The following is a 21,662-nucleotide window of genomic DNA, read 5'->3' as shown; positions in this document are numbered from 1 at the left end:
GCGCTACCGTGGTCCAATATTGCGCCGCCCTTTATAGTTCCTTGCCTCGAAAGCAAGCCGGATGATCACAGGCCAAGCACTGGTCGTGGATGGAGGCGTGGTCGTAACAGGATGAAGCACATGGGACAGACACCAGACTGGATCGCCGTTGATTGGGGCACGACGCATATGCGGGCGTGGCTGATGTTGCATGACGGAACCATTCTGGACAGACGTGACAGTGACAAGGGCATGGGCGGCCTGTCGCGGGACCAGTTCGAACCGGTGTTGACTGACCTGCTGTCAGATCTGGCATCGGACACGAAGCTGCCCGTCATCGTCTGTGGCATGGCGGGGTCGCGTCAAGGCTGGGCCGAAGCCCCCTATGTCGCTGTGCCGTGTGTTCCGCCCGGCGGTGACGCCGCCACCCGTGTTGCTTCGGACCATTGGGATGTCCGTATCCTTCCCGGTGTTAAGCAGTCCAATCCCGCAGATGTCATGCGGGGTGAAGAAACGCAGATCGCCGGCTTCCTTGCCTCCGAGCCTGACTTCGACGGCATCCTCTGTCTGCCCGGTACCCACAACAAATGGGTCCATATCAGCGCGGGCGAGATCGTCAGTTTCCGCACCTTCATGACGGGCGAGATCTTCGCGCTTCTGGCCGAGCAATCGGTGCTGCGCCATTCAGTCGACACCGATGGTTGGGACGAGGCCGCATTCACCGCCGCCCTGTCCGACACCATGTCGCGCCCATCCGACCTTGCGGGGAAGCTCTTTTCCTTGCGGGCGGAAGGCCTGCTGAACGATATGCCTGCGGCCGAGGCTAAGTCGCGCCTATCTGCCCTTCTGATCGGGTCCGAATTGGCCGCCGCGAAACCCTATTGGCTGGGGCAACAGGTGGTCATTCTGGGCGAGGGGGCCGTGGCCCGCGCCTATGAGGTCGCCCTGAACGCCCAAGCCGCCATGGTGCGCTGCGTGGATGCCGAAAACATGACCTTGGCCGGCCTGACCTCGGCTTATTCCCAACTGCAAGAGAGCACATCATGAGCCGCGAAATCATCGCCATTCTGCGTGGCATTCAACCGGATGAAGCCGTCGACATTCTGAACGCATTGATCGACGCAGGGATCACCAAGATCGAAGTCCCGCTGAATTCGCCCGACCCGTTCGACAGCATTGAACGTATGGTGCAGGCAGCAGGCGCGCGCGCGCTTGTGGGGGCGGGGACTGTGCTGGACGTGGCTTCGGTTCGGCGGCTGGCGTCGATTGGCGCGCAGATGGTTGTGTCACCTGACGCAAATCCCGATGTGATCACCAAGACCAAGGCGCAGGGCATGTTGTCTTATCCCGGTGTCCTCACCCCGACCGAGGCATTCTCGGCTCTGCGGTCAGGTGCGGACGGATTGAAGTTTTTCCCGGCGTTCAAACTGGGGCTGGACGGGTTCAAAGCGCTTGCCGCCGTGCTGCCCAAGGGCACCAACACCTATGCGGTGGGCGGTGTTGGCCCCGCCGATTTTGCAGACTGGCTGGGCGCGGGCATCACCGGTTTTGGGCTGGGATCGAATATCTACAAGCCAGGCTACTCTGCCGAGAAGGTGGGCGCATTGGCGGCCGAGATTGTGACGTCCTACGACGCGGCAACCTTATGACCGCGCGGTTGTTTTCGGACACGGTGTGCACGCTTGGCGAAGGTGCGTTCTGGCATCCTGAGCGTGCTCAGTTCTTTTGGTTCGACATCCTTGGCAAGAAGCTTCTGACGCGTTCTGGTGATGACGAGCAGGTTTGGCAATTTGACGACTGCGTCTCTGCCGCTGGTTGGGTGGATCGCGACACGCTGATCATGGCGAGCGCTAGCGGGCTATGGCGGTTCGAGATTGAGACTGGCAGGCGCGAGAAGTTGATTGACCTGGAAGCCGACAATCCCGTCACGCGCTCGAACGACGGACGCGCGGATCCGCTGGGTGGGTTCTGGATTGGAACCATGGGCTATAACGCCGAACCGGGTGCGGGGGCGATCTATCGCTTTTATCGCGGTGAGCTGCGCAAACTTTTTGACAAGATCACCATCTCGAACGCGATCTGTTTCGGTCCGGATGGGGACACTGCCTATTTCACCGACACCAAAGATGGGTGCGTGATGCGTGTGACGCTGGATGCTGATGGCTGGCCAGACGGTGATCCGCAGGTCTATCTGGACCTCCGCAACGAAGAACTCGGTGCAGATGGCGCCGTGATCGACGCCCACGGCAATTTCTGGAACGCCCAATGGGGCGCGTCTCGTGTGGCCTGCTATGCACCCAATGGCACGCTTATCGAAACCCGCGCGGTGCCGACGCCCCAAGCATCCTGCCCTTGCTTTGGCGGTTCTGATCTGAGCACCTTATTCGTGACCACAGCCGCAGACGGGCTGTCAGGCGACGACATGGCAGGCAAAACCTTTGCCATCGACACAAACGTAACTGGCCAACCCGAACACCGGGTTATTCTCTGAGATCGACATGAAACGCACACTTGGCACCTGCTATTACCCAGAACACTGGCCCGAAAAGATGTGGTCCGACGACGCGCGCCGTATGGCCGAGGCAGGCCTGACATGGATCCGGATCGGAGAGTTTTCGTGGTCGCGTCTGGAGCCCACGCCGGGTGACATGCAGTGGGAGTGGCTGGATCGCGCGATTGACGTGTTGGGGCAGGCCGGGCTGAGGGTCGTATTGGGCACACCCACCGCCACACCCCCGCGCTGGATGATCGACAAGCATCCGGACATGCTGGCGGTGGACGTGGATGGCAATCCGCGCAAGTTCGGCTCGCGCCGGCATTACTGCTTCAGCCATCTTGGCTACCGCGAGGAAAGCCGCCGCATCACGCGTCTGATGGCCGAGCGCTATAGCCGGAATCCACATGTGGCGGCGTGGCAGACCGACAATGAATATGGGTGCCATGACACGACGGTGTCCTATTCGGACGCGGCGCGCGTCGGGTTTCGCATTTGGCTGGCCAAGCGCTATGGCGACATCGATGCGCTGAACGCTGCGTGGGGCAACATTTTCTGGTCGATGGAATATCGCGGCTTTGACGACATCGACCTGCCCAACCTGACCGTCACCGAACCCAACCCCGCACATGTGCAGGATTTCCGGCGTTACAGCTCGGATATGGTGGTGGCGTTTAACAAGGTACAGGTGGACGAAATCAAGGCGCACTCGGGCGCGCCGATCTCGCATAACTATATGGGGCGGATCACGGATTTCGACCACTACAAAGTGGGCGAGGATTTGGAAATCGCCACATGGGACAGCTATCCGTTGGGCTTTCTGGAAGACCGCGTTGGGGCCGATGCGGCCCATCAACGCGCCTATGCCCGGCAGGGCGATCCGGATTTCCAAGCCTTTCACCACGACCTCTATCGTGCCGTCGGGCGCGGCCGCTGGTGGGTGATGGAGCAACAGCCCGGTCCGGTGAACTGGGCGCCCTACAACCCGTCGCCGCTGCCCGGCATGGTGCGTCTGTGGACGTGGGAGGCCTTTGCCCACGGGGCTGAGGCTGTCTGCTACTTCCGCTGGCGTCAGGCTCCTTTCGCGCAAGAGCAACTGCACGCGGGCCTTCTGCGCCCCGACAGCAAAGACGCGCCCGCTATGGCCGAGGCACAAGAGGTCGCCCGCGAATTGGCCGACGCTCCGGACGTCCAGCCCGCACAAGCCCCCGTCGCGCTGATCTTTGACTATGACGCCGATTGGGCGTGGGATACGCAACCGCATGGCGCGGGGCTCAGCTATTTCGGGTTGGTGTTTGACCACTATAAGGCGCTTCGTCGCGCGGGGTTGACGGTGGATATTGTGCCGCCCGAACATGCGGATTTCGCTGGCTACAAGCTGATTTTGGCACCGGGGGTAATGCACCTGGCGGATGGGTTGCGCGCGGCACTGTCCAAAGCCGAGGGTCACGTCTGTTATGGCCCCCGTACCGGAGCGCGGGATGCGGGTTTCCAGATCCCCGTGCCGCTGCCCCCCGCGATTGACGGACTGGATGTGACAGTGGCCCGGCTGGAAAGCCTGCGCCCCGATATGCCGATTTCGCTTGATGGCAAGGGCGCCGTGTCTGGATATATCGAAGAGCTGGAAGGCACTGCGCCTGTTTTGATGCAAACCGACGCCGGCGCCCCTGTCGTGATGGGCGGGGCAGGGCAGAGCTATTGCGGGGCGTGGCTGGATGCAGATGGGCTGGATCGTCATGTTGCGCTACTGGCCGACCATGCGGGGCTCGAGACCCGCGCTATGCCAGAAGGTGTTCGCACCCGCCGAACCGCGACAGAAGAGTTCTGGTTCAACCACACCACCGAGGCCGTTGAAACCCCCGCCGGAGTGCTGTCCCCGGCAGGTGTCGCACGCCGCCCGCTATGACAGTGACGCATGTCGCCAGCTTGCCGGATGGCAGCCCGTTGTTGGGCGTGACATTGCGCTCGGATCAGCTGACCGCCAAAGTGCTGAGCTTCGGAGCCGCGTTGCAGGATTTGCGCCTCGAGGGACATTCATCCCCTCTTGTTTTGGGCTATCAGAACCCGCTCGACTACCTTCAAAACCCGTCCTATCTGGGCGTGATTGTCGGGCGGGTCGCCAATCGGATCTCTGGCGGTGCGATCACAGTCAATGGGGCCCGGTACGAGCTGGACAAAAACGAGAGCGGTGCCACCACGCTTCATGGAGGGCGCGATGGGTGCAGTCATCGCAACTGGGATGTGCTTGAACATGGCCCGTCTCATGTGTCCTTGGGGTGCGTCTTGCCGGATGGACATATGGGGTTTCCCGGTCGCTTGGAGCTGACGGCGACCTATCGGTTAAACGCCGCCAGTTTGCAGGTCGCGTTGACCGCGCGCACAGATGCCCAGACGGTCTGCAATCCAGCGCCGCATATCTATTTCAATCTCGATGGACATGCGGACATAGGAAATCACCGCCTGCAAATCGACACCAATCAGGTGCTCCCCACTGATCAAGGTCTCCCAATATCGGGCCCGATTTCCGCGGAAACACTCGGCTACGATTTCCGAAAACCAAACGCTGTGCCCCAAGGTCTCGACCACCATTTCTGCTTTCGACCTGCTTCCGGGCCGCTCCAGAAAATGGCGCAGCTTTCGGCACCGGGGATCGCAATGGAGCTTCGATCCACCGCGCCGGGGCTTCAGGTCTATGACGGAAGCGGATTGTCGGTTCAGGGTGCGGGTCTCCGAGGAGCAGACTATGGTTCGCGTTCCGGGCTGGCACTTGAGCCACATGGCTGGATTGACGCGCCCAATCAGCCGTGGTCCCACCAGTGCGCTCTGGGACCTGAAGATATCTTTTCTGCTGACACCGAATTTTCTTTTAAAATCTTGGCCTGAGCGGCGTTCGTAAGTATTGCGATCCCGATTAGAGGATGACGAACCAAAGGCGCTCGTCTAATCCAAACGTGCAATGCCTCCGTCGATTTCCTTCAGCAGAAACTCCATGAAGACTCGGACCTTGGGCGAAAGAACATTCGCTTTGGGATAGACCAGCCATAGGCCAGTTTGCTCCCTTAAACGCCAACCGGGAAGGACCTGAACAAGGCTGCCTTCTGCCAGCTCGTTACGGACACTCCAAACCGAGTTTATCGATATTCCAGCACCGCTCATGGTCGCGATCTTTTGGCTGAGCCCGTCATCTATGACCATACAGCGCAATGAGTTTTGGGGATCGAACACACCGGGTTGTCCGTCTGAGGAAATCAGCGGTCGGATAGACGTGTTTTTAAAAGAAACAAGGCAATGCGATGCCAAGCCCTCGGGTGTGGCGGGTTGCCCGCGCTGCGAAAGATATTCCGGGGCAGCGCACAGGATCCGGGTGTCATTTGCCAGCTTGCGCCCCTTAAGGTTTGAATCCTCCAGTTCCATGTTTCGCAGCGCCAGATCAAAGCTTCCTTCGATCAAGTCGAACGAGGCATCCGACAAGCGAAGATCCAGTTTCACTCTGGGGTGCTGATCCTGAAATTTCGGAAGAATTGGTGCGATATACAGCTGTGCAAATGTGCTGGGCGCGGTGAAGCGCAGCGTCCCTTTTACCTCAGCGCTGCCTTGGCCAAGGGCGGCCATTGCCGCGTCCTGTTGAGCGAGGATTTCACGGGCATAGGGTAGAAACTCAGCCCCTTCCAACGACAGCGAGACTTTGCGGGTCGAGCGGTGCAATAGATCTGCGCCGATGGTCCGTTCCAGCTTGGCCAATCGTGCGCTGGACACGGCAGGGGCAAGGCCCAGCTCGCGCCCTGCAGCGCTGATATTCAGCTTGTCGGCCGCAAGAACGAACAGGCGAAGGGCATCGGTATCCATTTGATTATATCCAAAATCGGAAAACTGAAATCCAAACTCTGCCGTTTTATATCGCAACGCAAGTGATAAATCCTTTGGCAAGAAACATAACGTCGAATGGAAACACAGATGAACGCTCACACTGAAATTCGGTCCGAAATTCAGGATCAGATCCTTGAGGCCTTCAACTTTCGTCATGCCACCAAGGTTTTTGACCCTGCGCGCAAGCTGAGTGATGCGGAAATTGAAACCATTTTGGAAGCCGGACGGCTATCGCCGACCTCGTTCGGTCATGAACCGTTTAAAATCCTGATGATTCAAACCCCCGAAAAGCGCGATCTGTTTCGTGAGTTCTCGTGGGGTGCCAATGGCATGATGAATGGCACGACTGGGCAGCTCGGTACGGCCAGCCATTTCGGTATCATTCTGGCAAGCACCGCTGAACTGATGTCCGCAGGATCGGAGTATCTGCAAGCCCATTATCGGACCACCAAACAGCTTCCCGATGAGGTCATCGAGCTGTTCAACGGCGCCTATGGCAACTTCCAGTCGACCGACCACCACATCACCTCGGACCGCGAGATCACCGACTGGTCGGGCAAGCAAGCCTATATCGTTCTGGCCAACATGATGACCGCTGCGGCGCTGATGGGGATTGATTCCTGTCCGATCGAAGGATTTGACATGGATCTGACCACGCAAACATTGGCCGACCATTTCGACATCGACACCACCAAATGGAAACCGGCGGTCATGTTCGCATTCGGCCACCGCGCGGGCGATCCCGAGTTCGGCAAAACCCGCCGCACGATGGAAGAAACCGTCAGTTGGTTCTAGCCTAAAAGGCCGAGGCCCTATGTTGAACACACAGTTGCAAGACTTCCCCACCATCAATCGCGCCTATGCACAGGTGTTTCAGCCCAACAAGCTGACGCTTGGTCTTGTGGTGCCTCTGGAGGCATATCCTGACAGCGCCGTGCCCGGGATGGTGCAGCATGTGGAGCGGGCGCAATTGGCGGATCAGCTTGGGTTCTCGGCTTTGTGGCTGCGGGACGTGCCGTTCAACGTGCCCAGCTTCGGCGATGCGGGGCAGATTTTTGATCCGTTTGTCTATTTGGGGCATCTGGCCGGAGCTACAAAAAGCATTGCGTTGGGGGTGGCGTCTATCGTGCTGCCCCTGCGCCATCCGGCCCATGTGGCAAAGGCTGCGGCCAGCGCTGATGCGTTGTCAGGCGGGCGGTTGTTGCTTGGGGTCGCATCTGGGGACCGGCCCGAGGAATACCCGGCGATGAACATGGATTTTGCCACGCGCGGCGACCGTTTTCGTGACAGCGTCGACTATATCCGCGCGATGGCGAAGGACTATCCGGTGGCGCAGACGGCGCAGGGCAGTCTGGCCGGACGCGCTGATATGCTGCCCAAACCCACAGGCGGGAGGTTGCCGCTGCTGATTACCGGCGGGTCGCAACAAACGCCGGATTGGGTGGCGCAGAACGGAGATGGCTGGATGACCTACCCGCGCGATCCTGTGTCTCAGGCCCGCGTTGTCGGAGACTATCGCCGTCGTATTGCCGCATCCGGGGGTCAGAACAAACCGGTGATGCAGTCGCTTTATGTCGATTTGCAATCTGACCCAAGCGCCGCGCCGAGTCCCATCCATTTGGGGTTCTCGTCCGGCAGCGCCTATCTGAAGCACTACCTGCGCGAGGTTCAAAGCCTCGGCATTAATCACGTCGCCCTGAACCTGCGGTTCAATCGGGCGGATATTGAAGGCACCATGGAACGGTTGGCAGATGACTTGCTGTCCGAGTTCAGTTTGTAGAGAGCGAAAGCGATGACCAAAACGATCTTGATTACGGGCGCAACCGACGGCATCGGCCTTCTGACTGCGCAAAAACTGGCTGCTGACGGACACCACGTCCTGTTGCATGGACGTAGCGAGGTCAAGCTGGCCAAGGCCGCCGAGTCCGTTGGCGGGGCTAAAACCTATCTGGCCGATCTGTCCCGCATGGGTGACGTCAAGGCGATGGCAGAAGCGATCCGCGCCACGCATAATCAATTGGACGTGCTGTTCAACAACGCAGGCATCCTGAAAGCGCCGCAAACGCAGACTGAAGCGGGACGCGATATTCGGTTCGATGTGAACACGATTGCCCCCTATCTGTTGACCCGCGCCCTACTGCCCATCATGCCCTCGGGTGGCCGTGTGGTGAATTTGTCTTCCGCTGCCCAAGCCCCCGTGGATGTGGACGCCATGATCAGCTATCGCCCTATGGACGACATGGAGGCCTACGCACAAAGCAAACTGGCGATCACCATATGGTCGTCCGAAATGGCCCGCGAGATGCCCGGCGGGCCGGTGGTTGTGTCGGTAAATCCGGGGTCTTTGTTGGCGTCAAAAATGGTGAAAGAAGGGTTTGGCATCGCGGGGAACGACCTGAGTATCGGCGCCGACATTCTGATCCGCGCAGCGCTCTCGCAGGAATTCTCGGACGCGTCAGGCAAGTATTTCGACAATGACAGCGGTCGGTTCGCGGCCCCTCATGCGGCGGCCTCGAACCCTGCCCATGTTGGCGCAGTTATGGATGCGATCCGCAAGCTGGCCAGTTCATAGAAGCATGGGAATTAATAGCTGTCGCGCGTTCCACAAAACAAGATGCAGCGTCTCCACCACCATCTATTTATTTTCTTTTCCAGAGGCAGCTTGTGAGTTCCCTCACTCCGTGTGCTCGGTCAGCAATGTGCCCGTCGACGCGCCAGCCTTCAAGTTCCGGGCGATCCGGCTGAGGTCTTTGTACAATTTGCCCGCCGCCGGATCCCAACGGGCGACGTCTTCGCCTTGCTGGGTGACCACCAAGGTGTCGCCACGCGCGGCGGGGCCGGTCAGCGCCTCCCACGGGCCTTTTGCCACCACGTTTTCATAGGTCGCTTTCAGCAGCTTTTCGTTGAGTTGCTGCGCGATGTTGTCCGGTACGCCTGAGGCGGCCCACGCGTCGCGCGCGATGGCTTGAAGAACGACGGCGAAGTTGTTCGAGATCACCGCAGCAGCGTGATAGAGGCTTTTGCTGTCGGACCTGATTTCAAAGGGCTGCGCGCCCAATTTTGACATCAGCGGAGCAAGAATTTTCAACGCTTCGGCATCCCCTTCGATCCCACAATAGGTTCCCTCGAACTGAGCCATTGCGTCCTGGGGATCCGCAAAGGACAGCACGGGATGGACGCTGGCCAGATGCCAGCCCAGATCACGAAGGGGGACCATTTGCTGGGCCGGAAAGAAGCCGCTGCAGTGAAAAGCAATTGGGGCTGGGGTGTTTGCTTTACGCGGTTCGAACGCATTCGCGATCGAAGCGGCGGCGGCTTCGATTTGGGTGTCCGGCGTGGCGATGATCCATAGGTCCGCGGGTCTGAGCTTTGCATAGTCCGAGATCGCACGCCCCGCCCCCGCAAAGGTCACCGCATCCTGTGCCGACTGCAGCCGGGGGCTGAGCACATCTTGGATTGTGCAACCGGGAAGCCGCTGCAAAAGGCACAGCAGGGTTCTCCCTACGCGTCCTGCGCCGATCAGGTTTACTTTGATCTCCACGATCGCCTCCCATGTCTGCAGATACCTGTTCCATACCCGCGCCGCGCATCCCCCGCCAAGGAAAAAGGGCGACCCAATGGGCCGCCCTTCCGTTTCTGCTTCCGTGAGTTGGGGTGGGTCAGGTCGCAGAAATGGCTTCGCGTTTTTCGTCGCGCTTGAAAAACACGTAGTAGAACACCGGGGCGGCAACCAGCGTCAGGATCGACGCGAAAGCCAGACCGCCCATGATGGTGACCGACATCGACACAAAGAACGCGTCACTGAGCAGTGGCGCCATGCCAAGGATGGTGGTCACGGCGGCCAAGATCACCGGGCGAACCCTGGAGGCCGAGGCCTCGATGATCGCAGGGCGCAGGGCTTTGCCTTCGGCGCGGACGAGGTCGATTTCTTCGACCAGAACGATGCCGTTCTTGATCAGCATCCCCGACAGGCTGAGCAGACCCAAAAGTGCGGTGAAGCTGAAGGGCAGACCCGTGCCAAGCAGGCCGACCACAACGCCGTTCACCGACATGGGCACCAAAAGCCAGATGATGATCGGCTGGCGGATCGCGTTGAACAAGAGGATCGAGATCATGACCATGATCAGCAAGCTGACTGGCAGCTGCGCGCCAAGGCTGGCTTGCGCGTTGCTGGCGTTTTCGAACTCGCCACCCCATTCCAGCTTATAGCCGGGGGGAAGCGGCATCGCTTCGATTGCGGCGCGGATATCGGAATGCGCCTGTGCGGCGGTCACGTCCTGCACCACATCCGCCCCGACCGAGATCGTGGGAACGCGGTTGCGGCGGTGCACAAGGGTGTTTTCCGTGCGCACCTCGAACCCGTCGGTCACCTGTTCGATCGGCATATGACTGCCCGCAACCGGCGAATAGACCAGCTGATCATAGATGTTGAACGGCTCTTCCTGCGGGCGGCGCATGATGATCGGGATCTGACGCTCGCGTTCGCGATAGACGCCGATGCGTTGCCCGTCGGTGGCAAACTGCAAGGTGCCTGCGATGTCTTCGCGGGTCACGCCTGCGGTCTGCGCGCGTTCGGTGGCGTAGATCGGTTTGATCACCAGTTCCTGCTCGCGCCAATCGGTGCGGAGGTTCAACAGGCTATCCGAGTTTTCCTGCATGATTTGCGTGGCTTGATCAGCCAGTTCGCGCAGCACCTTCGGATCGCTGCCCGAGAAACGCGCCTGAATGGGATCGCCGCCGCCCGGACCAAAGACCAGACGCTGTACGCGGAATTCTGCGTGCGGGAAGGTCTCTTTGCCGAAGCTTTCAAGCCGTGCGTGCAGGTTAGGAATGTCGTCCAGAACCTCGGTCCGGATGATCAGGTGACCGTAGCTTTGATTGTCCTTGCCGCCATCGTACGTCAGCATGAAGCGCGATGCCCCACGCCCGGCGTAGGAGGCCACCGAGACCACCTTTTCCTGTTCCAGCAACCACGCTTCCATCTGCGCCAGATCATCCGACACTTGATGGATCGAGCTGCCTTGCGGAAGCTTGTAGTAGACGAAGAACAGCGGTGTGTTCGAGTTCGGGAAGAACTGCTGTTTCACTTGGCCAAAACCGGCGAAGCAGACCACTGTGATAGCGACCAATGCGGCGATCACCATCCAGCGGGCCGACAGCGCCAGATCCAGCGTGCGTTTATACAGACGGAAGAACGGGCCGTTATAGGCGTCTTCGGCGTTCTGATTGTCATGCTTGAACAGATAGTGGCCCAGCAGGGGCGTCACGGTCAGCGCCAGCACCCACGACAGCAGAAGCGAAATGCCGATCACCGCAAAGAGTGAGAACAGGAATTCACCAGTCGAATCCGGCGACAAGCCGATGCCCGCAAAGGCCATAATGCCGATGACGGTCGCGCCCAGAAGCGGGATTTGCGTTTTCTTGGCCGCATCATCCGCAGCCTGGCGCGAGTTGCGCCCACGCAGCATGGATATCTGCATCCCTTCCGCCACAACGATCGCGTTGTCCACCAGCATCCCCATGGCGATGATCAGGGCGCCCAGCGAAATCCGCTCCATCTCGATGGAAAAGAGCCACATGAATAGGATCGTGCCCACAACTGTCAGAAGAAGCGTGGTGCCGATGACGATGGCCGCACGCCAGCCCATGAAGGCCCCCAGCACGACGATCACGATCCCCACAGACATGGCGAGGTTCACAAGGAAGTCGTTCGAGCTCTGCTCGACCACCAGATGCTGCTGATAGATCGGGTGCAGGTCGATCCCGTGCGGGATGTCTTGGCTAAGCTGGGCCAGACGCGCATCGACACGGTGGCCGACTTCGACAATGTCTTCGCTTTCAAGGCCGGCAATGGCGATGGTGAAGGCCTCTTGCCCGTTGAAGCGGATGACCTGATCGGGGTTCGCCAGACGTTCGCGCGACACCTGAGCGATGTCTGCCACGTTGACCAGAACGCCGTTCACGCCGACGTTCAGCGACGCAATATCGTCGATGGTTTCCGACCCTTCCGGCGCGCGGAACATGGTGCGGCCTGCGTCATTGTCCAACCCGCCCGCAGAGGCGACCGAGTTCGAAGTCGACAAGGCCCCCGCAATCGCATTGGGCGGGATGCCCTGATTGACGGCCAGTGTCATGTTGGGCTCGACATAGATCACTTCGTCGGGAAGGCCCGCCAGATCCACGTCGGCCACGCCATCCACGACCAACAGTTCGCGCCGCAGGAAGGTGGCAAGCTCGTGCCGTTCAGCGTCGGTGAAACCGGGGCTGGTGACGGCATAGTAAAGGCCAAACACATCCCCGAAGCTGTCATTCACGAAGGGCGTCATGGCGCCTGATGGCAGGTTGCGCGCAGTGTCACGGACTTTCGCACGAAGCCGGGTCCAGATGTCGGGCAAAGCCTCGGCCGGGTAGGTTGATTTGATCTCGATATCAATCCGGCTTTCCCCAGGGCGGTTGGTCGAGGTGATCTTGTCCACCTCCTCCATCTTCTGAAGGGCGCTTTCCAACGGTTCGGACACTTCGGTCGCGACCTGTTCGGCGCTGGCACCGGGGTATTGGGTGACCACAACGGCCTGTTTGATGGTGAATGCGGGATCCTCAAGACGGCCCAGATTGAAGAACCCATAGGTTCCCCCAAACAGCATGGTGAGGATGATCAGCCACGTATAAAGCGGCTTCTCGATCGAGGCGCGGGCGATGTTCAACATGTCGGGCCTCAGTTCGCAAAGCCGTTAAACGGACGCACAGTTTCTCCGTCCTTCACCGACGCGGCGCCGGCGGCGACGATCACGTCACCGTCCGACAGGCCTGAGGTCACGATGAAATTGCCGTCCGAGGCAGTGGTCACGTCAATCGGGGTCGCGACAATCGTGCCGGTGCCTTCGCCGCTTTCCACAAAGCGCATGGCCAGTGTGTTGCCCTGCGGATCAACGGAAATGGCGGTGGCGGGCAGTTTGATTTCCTGCACGCTAGTGGTCGCGCTGACGCGCACGTCGACCGAGGAGCCGGGCAGCAGTTGCAGCCCTTCAACTGGCGCCATCCCAAGGGTCAGGCGATAGGTCTGGCCGGCGGCGGCGGCTTCGGCGTTGAACTCGCGGATGCCAAGGGGATAGGCCTCGGGGTGGCCTGCGAAATGCGCCATGATCGCGATTTTTTCTTCGTCGCCTGCGGACTGGAACAGGATCTCGGGCACGTCGATTTCGATGCGGATCTCGCTCATGTCATGCAGGCGGGCGATGGGGGTGCCGGCGCCGATGGTGTTGAAGTTGCCAACATTGCGCGAAGCGACCAGCGCGTCGAACGGTGCGTAAAGCGTGGCGTTGTCCAAGTTCTTCTCGGCCTGACGGAAGGCGATGTCAGCAAGGCTGGCCTGCGTTTCGGCGTCGTCGATCGTGACTTGGCTAACCGTGTTGCCGCTTAGCTTGGTCAGACGTTCAACGGTGCGGTCGGCCTGATCCTTCTGGACGATGGACTGCTCAAGCGCCAGCGAGAACGGCTCTTGATCCAGTTGGGCAATCAAGCTGCCTTCGGGCAGAAGCTCGCCTTCGATGATCGGGAAGTCGACAATCTGACCGCCGACCTGAAAGGCCAGATCAATAGTCTGACGCGCGACGACCTTGCCATAGAAGGTACGCGAGAACGTCTGCTGGCTTTCCGAGATGGTCATCAGTTTGACCGGCTTCACGGTGTCCGGCTGGGCGGTGCTGTCTTGTGCGACGGCCGAGCCGAAGGACAATGCGGATGCCAAAGCGGCGGCAACAAGGGGGCGGGTATACTGGGTCATGTGCATTACTCAGCCGTTGTTCAATTCTTGGATTTTCAGGTGAATTTTTAAAGAGATCTGGGCGAAGGCCTCGACCTCGTCATCGGTCAGGCCCAGCGTCTCGTGCAGAAGCGCGTGGGCAAGGCCGACCGTTTCTTTTCGTTGCTGCTGGCCTTTCTCTGTCAGGCACAACAGCCACGCGCGACGGTCGTTCGGGTCGCGCATACGTTCGATCAGGCCGCGCTCTTCCATCTGGTCAGCCACGGCGGTCATGGTTGACGGCAATGCGTCCAGATCGCGGGCCAACGTGCCGATCCGCTTGGGCCGGTCCAGCTTGACCAGAACCTTGCGTTCCAGGTTGGGGCCGCCGCAGTCGTCACCCTGCTGACGCATGTTCGTGTCGATATAGGTGTAGAGTGAGAAGACGCCCATCAGGGCGCGCAATTCGGGCTCAAGCCCGGCGGTATCGTGGCCTATTGGTGCGTTCATCGGACGGACTCCTTCCATGGTGAGCGCTCACATATAGTTCAGAAAATGAAATGTCCAGAAAATAAATCAAATCCGCCGACACGAGAGGCGGACGTTACGTCAAGCGGCGCATCCTCAAAATAACGGTGTCAATTTCCTGCGTGGTGCGGTTCAGTTCAGATCAAGCGATAGCGCCGTCATGCCGGTTCCCGAGAACCGACAGCATAGGGGTGTTTTCTGGTAAGATTATTTTACCAGTTAAGTAGATTCCAATTGAAATCTAAATCTAGCTGCGTAGTAATTACCGTGGCAGCGCGGGCGGGCCATTGGTTTTCCTGTGCGTCTCAGAAGAACAAAATTAAGAACTCGGAGGAGGAAATTCCAATATGGAACGCCGTAAGTTTCTATAGGGTGCAGCGCTGGGCGCTGGTGCAACCGCTCTTGCAACGCCCGCCCTTGCTCAAAGTGGCAAAACCCTGACCATCGTATCGACCTGGCCGCGGGACTTCCCGGGTCTGGGTATTTCGGCGCAGCGTCTGGCCGCCCGTATCGGCCAACTGTCCGACGGTGCACTGAATGTTGAATACTTTGCGTCCGGCGAACGTGTTGGGGCTTTCGACGTATTCGACGAAGTCGCATCGGGTAACGCTCAGGCCTATATCGGCGCTGAATACTACTTCACCGGCAAGCACCCCGGCTTTGCGTATTTCACCTCGGTGCCGTTCGGCATGTCGACGCCTGAATGGAATGCGTGGATCAAGTTTGGTGGCGGTCAGGAACTGTGGGACGAAGTCTCGGGCGAGTTTGGCCTGAAAGCTCTTGCTGCTGGTTCGACCGGTACGCAGGCCGGTGGCTGGTTCAACCGCGAGATCGAAAGCGCTGATGACCTGAAAGGTCTGAAAATGCGTATTCCTGGTCTGGGTGGTCAGGTTCTGTCGAAGCTTGGTGCATCGACCGTGTCGGTTCCCGGTTCGCAGATCTATGAAAACCTGGTGTCGGGCGCCATCGACGCGACCGAGTGGGTTGGTCCGTACAACGACTATTTCATGAAGTTCTACGAAGCGGCCAAGTACTACTACACCGCTGGTATGCACGAGCCGGGTGGCGGTCTGTCCTTCAGCATGAACCGTGCGTTCTATGACGGCCTGTCCGACTGGGAGCGTGCCGTGATCGAGGCCGCCTGTAACGAAGAGCACGCCGCATCGCACGAAGAAAACATCGCGAAGAACGGCGAGTATCTGGCCAAGCTGGTTGACGAGCAGGGCGTAGAAGTTCGTTCGTTCAACGATGATGTTTGGGACAGCTTCGGTGAAGCCGCAGAAGAAGTGTTCGAAGAAACCCGCGACCACTCGGAGCTGGCTGCGCGTATCAACGACGACTTCCAGTCGAAACTGCGCGAGATGGGTACCATGATGGCTCAGTTCGAAGTGGGCTACATCAACCAGCGTAACCGCGTGCTGGGTCTGGGCGAATAAGTCGCAGATCGCTGAAAAGCAATCAGAGCGGGGCCGAAATGGTCCCGCTCTTTTGTAAGGCGCAAGGGCGACCACTGCCCTGATCCTTACGCAAACCGACCCCGGGGGAGCTGATGGCAACCGATTTTTCCGACATTTCACGCGAAGGCAGTCCGGCGATTGGCCCACGGCTGTTTGCATGGGGCATGCTTGGCTTCCTGTTCGCGTTCTTGGTTAACAACACACTGGTCGTAGGCTTCGGCATGCCCGGCACAAAGCCGATTTTCCAAGGCGGCGCCACAGGTGGCAGCTGGGCCAATCTGGCAGTCTATGTCGTCTGCATCGCGGTGGCAGCGTTTTATGTTGTCAGCACGAAGGCCACTGCGCTGCGCTGGGATGCGATGAAGATCCACAAGTTCAACGTCTACCTGATCCGTGCGTCGTTCTGGGTTGTTCTGCTGGTCGGGATCGCCGACAGCGCCATCGCCTTCATGCGGGTCGAGGGCATTCTGGCGGGCATGTTCAGCGAAGACACCGCCAAGCTGTTTAACAAGTCGCGCTGGGTTGGTCCGTACATCCACATGCCGCTGATCGTGGCAGGGTTCGTCATCGCCCTGTTTACCCGCACACTGGGCTTTACGTGGCTGGCGTTGATGATCGTCGCTGCCGAGCTTCTGATCGTCATCTCGCGCTTCGTGTTCAGCTATGAACAAGCGCTGATGGGCGACCTTGTCCGTTACTGGTACGCAGCCCTATTCCTGTTTGCCTCGGCCTATACCTTGTTCGAAGAAGGCCACGTCCGCGTCGACGTTCTGTATGCAGGCTTTGGCCGTACCACCCGCGGGTTTGTAAACGCCTTTGGCTCGATCGCGCTGGGGATGAGCACCGTCTGGGTGATCTTGGCGGTTGGCTTCAACGGCAAGACCGCGATCATCAACAGCCCGATCATCAACTTCGAGATCTCGCAGTCTGGTGGCGTGGGCATGTTCATCAAATACCAGATGGCCGCCTTCCTTGGCGTGTTTGCCATCACCATGCTGATCCAGTTCGTTAGCTACTTCCTCGAGGCCGTCGCCGACAAACTTGACGAGCCCGGACACCGCGAAGTCGCCCCGGCGGCCCATTAAGGACACGACAGATGGAATTCTACTTCCTAGCCCTTCTTATCCTGATCATGGCCGCAGCCCTTGGGTCCGGCTATCCCGTGGCCTTTGCGCTTCCCGGCGCGGCCATCATCACCATCGGCCTTGCGGCTGGTGCCGGTTACATTTTTGCAGGCTCGACAGATGCCTATTTCCACTCGGGCGGGCCAAACCAATGGCTGTCCGCTGGGGTCACGAACTTAAGGGGCGTCTATTGGGAGGTCGAGAGGGATACCCTGATCGCCATCCCGCTCTTCATCTTCATGGGCATCATGCTGCAACGGTCAAAGATTGCCGAGGACCTGTTGGTCACGATGGCGCAGCTGTTCGGCCCGGTGCCGGGCGGTCTGGGCATTTCGGTTGTCTTCGTGGGTGCGCTGCTGGCGGCCACCACCGGGATCGTCGGTGCAACCGTCGTGGCAATGGGCCTGATCTCGCTGCCTGCAATGCTGCGCAACAACTATTCGCCGTCGCTGGCGACCGGGACCATCGCGGCTTCGGGCACGCTGGGGCAGATCATTCCGCCTTCGATCGTGCTGATTATTCTGGCCGACCAGTTGGCCTCGGCCACGGACCAAGCCTCGACCGCGCGTAAGGCGCTGCACAAGGAAGCCACGGGCGAGCTGTCGATGCCGTCGGTCTTCGATGTGGGATCGACCTCGGCGGGCGAGATGTTTTTGGGTGCGTTCATTCCGGGTCTGCTGCTGGTGGGTTTGTACATGCTGTACATTCTTGTCTACGCGATCCTGAAGCCAAAGCAGGCGCCGGCGGTGCCTTACGAAGGCAAGTATGACAAAGCCTTCCTGAAGAACGTGCTGATCACTCTGGTGCCGCCGCTAGCCCTGATCTTCCTTGTGCTGGGCTCGATCATTGCGGGTGTTGCCACCGTGAACCAAGCCGGTGCCATCGGTGCCGCGGGTGCGATGATCATGGCGGGGTATCGCCTGCCGGAAGCCAACAAAACGCTCTACTATCCGGCGCTTCTGGCGATTGCATCGCTGGCCGTAATTGCCTTTGCCCTGATCAACTTCGACATGAACGTGAAAGCGATCGAGGATAGCACGGACCAGTTCGGCATCATCCTTGGCGCCATCGGGTCGATTATGCTGTTGACCGCTTTGATCTGGTCGTGCTGGCGCGTTCTGAAGATCGAAAACACGCTGGCAGGCGTCATGCTGGAAACGGCCAAGACGACCTCGCTTGTGTTCATCATCCTGCTGGGTGCCGCCATGCTGACCGCCGCCTTCCGTGCATTCGGGGGCGAGGATCTGGTGAAAGAGTTCCTTCAGGGTCTGCCGGGCGGGTTCTGGACGCAGTTCTTCATCGTCATGCTGGTGATCTTCATTCTGGGCTTCTTCCTGGACTTCATCGAGATCGCCGTGGTCGTGGTGCCCATCGTGGCCCCGATCCTGCTGGCCGATCCCGAGGCAAACATCACCGCCGTGTGGCTGGGTGTGATGATTGGTCTGAACATTCAGACCAGCTTCTTGACGCCGCCGTTCGGGTTCGCGCTGTTCTATCTGCGCGGTGTGGCCCCTGCGATCGTGAAGACGGTGCAGATGTACAAGGGCGTGATTGCCTTTATCTCGCTGCAGATTGCAGCGCTGGTGATCGTGGGTCTGTACCCGCCGCTGGTGAACTATCTGCCGAACCGCGTCAGCTTCCTGTCGGAAAGCAGCCCGCCGCCGCGTAACCCGAAACTGCAGCTGTGTGTCGAGGATTACGTGGGTCAACGACTTGCCGAAAGCTCGGCCACGCGTGATGCAATTGCGGCTGCGCGCGGTCTGGATCTGGCTGTGCTGCCGAAGGATCTGGCCGGTGATCTGACCGATGGTCTGGATGCGGCTGACGACGCGATTGCGCAGTTGGAAGGGGCCTTCGTGGCGGCTGACAACGTGCAGGCGGCCTCGGGCGAATATCGTCCGCAGTTGCGGCTGGTACGCGGGATCGAAAAGCAGATCCGCAACATCCAGCGCGAAGTGGACGAGATCGAGAAAACCGCCAGCCGGATGCGTGACGAAAGTCAGGCGGCTGAGCGCGCCAAGCTTGAGACCAAGGCGACTGCTTTGAAAGCCGAGATCGCGCATCTTGAGACCGAGATCCCTGAGAGCTGGGCAGGGGTGAACAAAGAGTTCCTGACCCTGACCAAGGCCGAAAACGGCGCACGGACCAAGTATCGTCGTGCGGCGGACGAGGCGTGGGAAGCCCCGCTTTCGGTTCTGGCCGTGCTGGACGCCAACGACGCATTCGCTGCGTTGGAGCAGGATCTGCGGAATATGAAGGCAACGATCATGTCGACGCCGGAAGACGAAGCGCAGGAACTTGTGAATGAGCTGTCCAAAGTGTTCGGCAAGGTCGAAGGTGCGGATGACGTGAAGAAGGCCCTTGGCAAGGCGCGCAAAGCGTTGAAGTCCAAGACCCCGGATCGCGAAAAAGCGCTTGAGGCCTATGACGATGCCGTCGCCGCCTATGAGGCACAGCTGGCATGGCGCGCCGAGGCTGACGCCAAGCTGCGTAGCGGGCTGAATACCTATCTGGACGGAATCAGGGACACTCTGGGGATCCGCCAGCAGGCTCGCTTTACGCGAGATCAGGCGCTCGAGATGGCTTCTTGTACGGCTTATCACCGCGACATCTCGTTGAATTTCTGATCTGCAAACGCGGACAAATATATAAATACTTGAAAGGGCTGGATTTTATCCGGCCCTTTTTGTTGAAAATGGAACGATCGCAGCGGTCGTTTCTGCTATAAAACTTGCCGTTTTACGTCATCCAATGTCGTAAACATGGTTTCGAGAGTCGGGAACCGCCCTTGCAGAAAGGCGGCAACTAGGCAACTCTGTTACCGGAACCAATAAAACGCGGTGCACCAACAGGTAGCGCCGAAACTCAGGGAGCAATAAATGTCGAAAGAACTAGAATTTCTGTCCAAGCGCGTAGCGGAAAACAAGCTGTCGCGTCGTGACTTTATGGGTCGCGCAAGCGCACTGGGCGTGTCGACCGCTGCGGCCAGCACGATGCTGTCGACCGCGGCCATGGCAGCCGGCCCCAACAAAGGCGGCACCATCAAGCTGGGGATGAACGGCGGTGCTGGTACGGATTCGCTGGATCCGGGTCTGGTTGCATCGCAGACTCCTCGTGCGGCATTGGGCAACTGGGGTGATACCCTTGTGAACGTTTCGCCGACTGGCGAGATCGACATGCGCCTTGCCGAAAGCATCGACAGCTCGGCTGATGCGAAAACTTGGCATTTTAACATTCGTCAGGGTGTCGAATTCCACAATGGTAAATCCCTGACTGCTGAAGACGCGATGAAAACGATCGAGCGTCATTCGAACGAAGAATCCAAATCGGGTGCTTTGGGGATCGTGAAAGGCATCGAAAGCATGTCGGTCAGTGGCAACACGCTGACGCTGAACCTTGATACACCGAATGCTGACCTTCCCTATCTGATGGCTGACTATCACCTGGCGATCCAGCCCAATGGTGGCATGGATGATCCCACCGCCGGGATCGGCACAGGCCCCTATCAGATCGAGAGCAATGAGCCCGGTGTTCGTCACACTTTCACCAAGTTCGCCAACTACTGGGATGACAGCGTAGGTCATGCGGATTCGGTCGAGATTCTGGTGATCAATGACAACACTGCCCGTATGTCTGCTTTGCAGTCGGGTCAGGTACACATGGTGAACTCGGTTGATCCGAAGATCGCTGGACTGCTGGATCGTGCGCCCAACATCACCGTGCAAAACGTTTCGGGCCGTGGCCACTATGTGTTCATCATGCACACCGACACGCCGCCCTTTGACAACAAAGAGCTGCGCCTCGCGCTGAAATACGCAATCAACCGCCAGGAAATGGTGGACAAGATCCTGCGCGGCTATGGTGGTGTTGGCAACGACATTCCGATCAACGCAGCTTACCCGCTGTTTGATGACAGCCTTGAGCAGCGCGAGTACGATCCGGTCAAAGCGGCCGAGCACTATAAGAACTCGGGCCATGATGGCACGCCGATCATTCTGCGCGTTGCAGAAACCGCCTTCCCGGGTGCTGTTGATGCAGCCCAGCTGTTCCAGCAAAGCGCTGCGGCCGCTGGCATCCCGCTGGAAATCAAGCGCGAGCCGAATGACGGCTACTGGTCGGAAGTCTGGAACAAACAGCCCTTCTGTGCGTCCTACTGGACGGGTCGTCCGGTTCAGGACCAGATGTACTCGACCGCGTATCTGTCGACCGCTGACTGGAACGACACCCGTTTCAACAACGCCGAGTTCGACAGCCTTCTGCAATCCGCCAAGGCCGAACTGGATGCAGCCAAGCGCAAAGAGATGTACGGCAAAATGGCCCGCATCCTACACGAAGAAGGCGGCCTGATTGCTCCGATGTTCAACGACTTCATCGACGGTGTCAGCAATGACATCGGTGGCTATATGCCAGATCCGAACGCTGAACTGATGGCCGGTCTGGCAGGCTCGCGTTGCTGGTTGAAATAAGGCCAG

Annotated in this window: 17 protein-coding genes; 12 read left to right on the top strand and 5 right to left on the bottom strand. The window is 59.2% G+C overall.

What is annotated here, in order from left to right:
• Window positions 1-120 precede the first annotated feature (120 nt).
• Genes EOL43_RS07315 through EOL43_RS07295 form a run of 5 tightly spaced genes read left to right on the top strand, consistent with a single transcriptional unit; the run spans window position 121 to window position 5,356 of the window.
• A complete protein-coding gene (locus EOL43_RS07315; protein WP_133487050.1) occupies window positions 121-1,026 on the top strand; it encodes a 2-dehydro-3-deoxygalactonokinase in 906 nt (301 codons plus the stop codon).
• Window positions 1,023-1,628, top strand: a complete 606-nt coding sequence (locus tag EOL43_RS07310; protein WP_133487048.1) for a 2-dehydro-3-deoxy-6-phosphogalactonate aldolase — start codon at window positions 1,023-1,025, stop codon at window positions 1,626-1,628. Before EOL43_RS07315 ends, EOL43_RS07310 begins: the two co-directional genes overlap by 4 nt.
• Entirely contained in the window at window positions 1,625-2,470 is an 846-nt protein-coding gene (locus EOL43_RS07305) for an SMP-30/gluconolactonase/LRE family protein (protein ID WP_133487046.1), read from the top strand. The genes EOL43_RS07310 and EOL43_RS07305 overlap by 4 nt, the downstream gene beginning before the upstream one ends.
• A gap of 7 nt (window positions 2,471-2,477) precedes the next feature.
• Window positions 2,478-4,379, top strand: a complete 1,902-nt coding sequence (locus EOL43_RS07300; protein WP_133487044.1) for a beta-galactosidase — start codon at window positions 2,478-2,480, stop codon at window positions 4,377-4,379.
• Window positions 4,380-4,399: 20 nt separating this feature from the next.
• Window positions 4,400-5,356, top strand: coding sequence for an aldose epimerase family protein (locus EOL43_RS07295; protein ID WP_166636212.1), 957 nt, complete (start codon window positions 4,400-4,402; stop codon window positions 5,354-5,356).
• Window positions 5,357-5,413: 57 nt separating this feature from the next.
• Here EOL43_RS07295 and EOL43_RS07290 read toward each other — a convergent pair whose 3' ends face one another.
• A complete protein-coding gene (locus EOL43_RS07290; protein ID WP_420867501.1) occupies window positions 5,414-6,439 on the bottom strand; it encodes a LysR family transcriptional regulator in 1,026 nt (341 codons plus the stop codon).
• Between EOL43_RS07290 and EOL43_RS07285 the strand changes: the two genes are divergently transcribed.
• From EOL43_RS07285 to EOL43_RS07275, 3 genes are read left to right on the top strand one after another with little or no spacing between them, the layout of a single operon-like run.
• Entirely contained in the window at window positions 6,428-7,135 is a 708-nt protein-coding gene (locus EOL43_RS07285; RefSeq protein WP_133487040.1) for an NAD(P)H-dependent oxidoreductase, read from the top strand. The two genes, EOL43_RS07290 and EOL43_RS07285, sit on opposite strands and share 12 nt — an antisense overlap.
• A 19-nt stretch (window positions 7,136-7,154) precedes the next feature.
• A complete protein-coding gene (locus tag EOL43_RS07280; protein WP_133487038.1) occupies window positions 7,155-8,120 on the top strand; it encodes an LLM class oxidoreductase in 966 nt (321 codons plus the stop codon).
• Window positions 8,121-8,132: 12 nt separating this feature from the next.
• Window positions 8,133-8,912 carry an SDR family NAD(P)-dependent oxidoreductase gene (locus EOL43_RS07275; protein ID WP_133487036.1) on the top strand — a complete coding sequence of 260 codons (780 nt, stop codon included), beginning with the start codon at window positions 8,133-8,135 and terminating at the stop codon, window positions 8,910-8,912.
• Between the two features lie 102 nt (window positions 8,913-9,014).
• Here EOL43_RS07275 and EOL43_RS07270 read toward each other — a convergent pair whose 3' ends face one another.
• The 4 genes from EOL43_RS07270 to EOL43_RS07255 all read right to left on the bottom strand — a co-directional run bounded on the left by EOL43_RS07270 (window position 9,015) and on the right by EOL43_RS07255 (window position 14,591).
• Window positions 9,015-9,881, bottom strand: coding sequence for a Rossmann-like and DUF2520 domain-containing protein (locus EOL43_RS07270; RefSeq protein WP_133487034.1), 867 nt, complete (start codon window positions 9,879-9,881; stop codon window positions 9,015-9,017).
• 118 nt (window positions 9,882-9,999) lie between these two features.
• Complete coding sequence (locus EOL43_RS07265) at window positions 10,000-13,044, bottom strand: efflux RND transporter permease subunit (protein ID WP_133487070.1); 3,045 nt, start codon at window positions 13,042-13,044, stop codon at window positions 10,000-10,002.
• Window positions 13,045-13,055: 11 nt separating this feature from the next.
• Window positions 13,056-14,123 carry an efflux RND transporter periplasmic adaptor subunit gene (locus EOL43_RS07260; RefSeq protein WP_133487032.1) on the bottom strand — a complete coding sequence of 356 codons (1,068 nt, stop codon included), beginning with the start codon at window positions 14,121-14,123 and terminating at the stop codon, window positions 13,056-13,058.
• 9 nt (window positions 14,124-14,132) lie between these two features.
• Window positions 14,133-14,591: a MarR family winged helix-turn-helix transcriptional regulator gene (locus tag EOL43_RS07255; protein ID WP_166636211.1), complete on the bottom strand. Its 459-nt coding sequence runs from the start codon at window positions 14,589-14,591 to the stop codon at window positions 14,133-14,135.
• Between the two features lie 398 nt (window positions 14,592-14,989).
• Between EOL43_RS07255 and EOL43_RS07250 the strand changes: the two genes are divergently transcribed.
• From EOL43_RS07250 to EOL43_RS07235, 4 genes are all read left to right on the top strand, one after another.
• On the top strand, window positions 14,990-16,045 hold the full coding sequence (locus EOL43_RS07250) for a TRAP transporter substrate-binding protein (protein WP_338068770.1): 1,056 nt from the start codon (window positions 14,990-14,992) through the stop codon (window positions 16,043-16,045).
• Window positions 16,046-16,158: 113 nt separating this feature from the next.
• A complete protein-coding gene (locus EOL43_RS07245; RefSeq protein ID WP_133487028.1) occupies window positions 16,159-17,151 on the top strand; it encodes a TRAP transporter small permease subunit in 993 nt (330 codons plus the stop codon).
• 11 nt (window positions 17,152-17,162) lie between these two features.
• The gene (locus EOL43_RS07240) at window positions 17,163-19,817 is read left to right on the top strand and encodes a TRAP transporter large permease subunit (RefSeq protein ID WP_133487026.1); all 2,655 of its coding nucleotides are present in this window, start codon (window positions 17,163-17,165) and stop codon (window positions 19,815-19,817) included.
• A gap of 252 nt (window positions 19,818-20,069) precedes the next feature.
• Window positions 20,070-21,656 carry an ABC transporter substrate-binding protein gene (locus EOL43_RS07235; RefSeq protein WP_133487024.1) on the top strand — a complete coding sequence of 529 codons (1,587 nt, stop codon included), beginning with the start codon at window positions 20,070-20,072 and terminating at the stop codon, window positions 21,654-21,656.
• The last annotated feature ends 6 nt before the right edge of the window (window positions 21,657-21,662 follow it).

The sequence above is a fragment of the Aliiroseovarius marinus genome, assembly GCF_004360145.1.
Lineage (GTDB): Bacteria > Pseudomonadota > Alphaproteobacteria > Rhodobacterales > Rhodobacteraceae > Aliiroseovarius > Aliiroseovarius marinus.
Note: the sequence above shows the minus strand (reverse complement) of the source record. Positions and strands in the feature narration are given on the sequence as shown.

What these genes read in the sequence shown, in the direction of transcription:
- EOL43_RS07315 (WP_133487050.1), top strand. Translation starts at nt 121, where the DNA reads ATGGGACAGACACCAGACTGGATCGCCGTTGATTGGGGCACGACGCAT.
- EOL43_RS07310 (WP_133487048.1), top strand. Translation starts at nt 1,023, where the DNA reads ATGAGCCGCGAAATCATCGCCATTCTGCGTGGCATTCAACCGGATGAA.
- EOL43_RS07305 (WP_133487046.1), top strand. Translation starts at nt 1,625, where the DNA reads ATGACCGCGCGGTTGTTTTCGGACACGGTGTGCACGCTTGGCGAAGGT.
- EOL43_RS07300 (WP_133487044.1), top strand. Translation starts at nt 2,478, where the DNA reads ATGAAACGCACACTTGGCACCTGCTATTACCCAGAACACTGGCCCGAA.
- EOL43_RS07285 (WP_133487040.1), top strand. Translation starts at nt 6,428, where the DNA reads ATGAACGCTCACACTGAAATTCGGTCCGAAATTCAGGATCAGATCCTT.
- EOL43_RS07280 (WP_133487038.1), top strand. Translation starts at nt 7,155, where the DNA reads ATGTTGAACACACAGTTGCAAGACTTCCCCACCATCAATCGCGCCTAT.
- EOL43_RS07275 (WP_133487036.1), top strand. Translation starts at nt 8,133, where the DNA reads ATGACCAAAACGATCTTGATTACGGGCGCAACCGACGGCATCGGCCTT.
- EOL43_RS07260 (WP_133487032.1), bottom strand. Translation starts at nt 14,123, where the DNA reads ATGACCCAGTATACCCGCCCCCTTGTTGCCGCCGCTTTGGCATCCGCA.
- EOL43_RS07255 (WP_166636211.1), bottom strand. Translation starts at nt 14,591, where the DNA reads ATGAACGCACCAATAGGCCACGATACCGCCGGGCTTGAGCCCGAATTG.
- EOL43_RS07245 (WP_133487028.1), top strand. Translation starts at nt 16,159, where the DNA reads ATGGCAACCGATTTTTCCGACATTTCACGCGAAGGCAGTCCGGCGATT.
- EOL43_RS07240 (WP_133487026.1), top strand. Translation starts at nt 17,163, where the DNA reads ATGGAATTCTACTTCCTAGCCCTTCTTATCCTGATCATGGCCGCAGCC.
- EOL43_RS07235 (WP_133487024.1), top strand. Translation starts at nt 20,070, where the DNA reads ATGTCGAAAGAACTAGAATTTCTGTCCAAGCGCGTAGCGGAAAACAAG.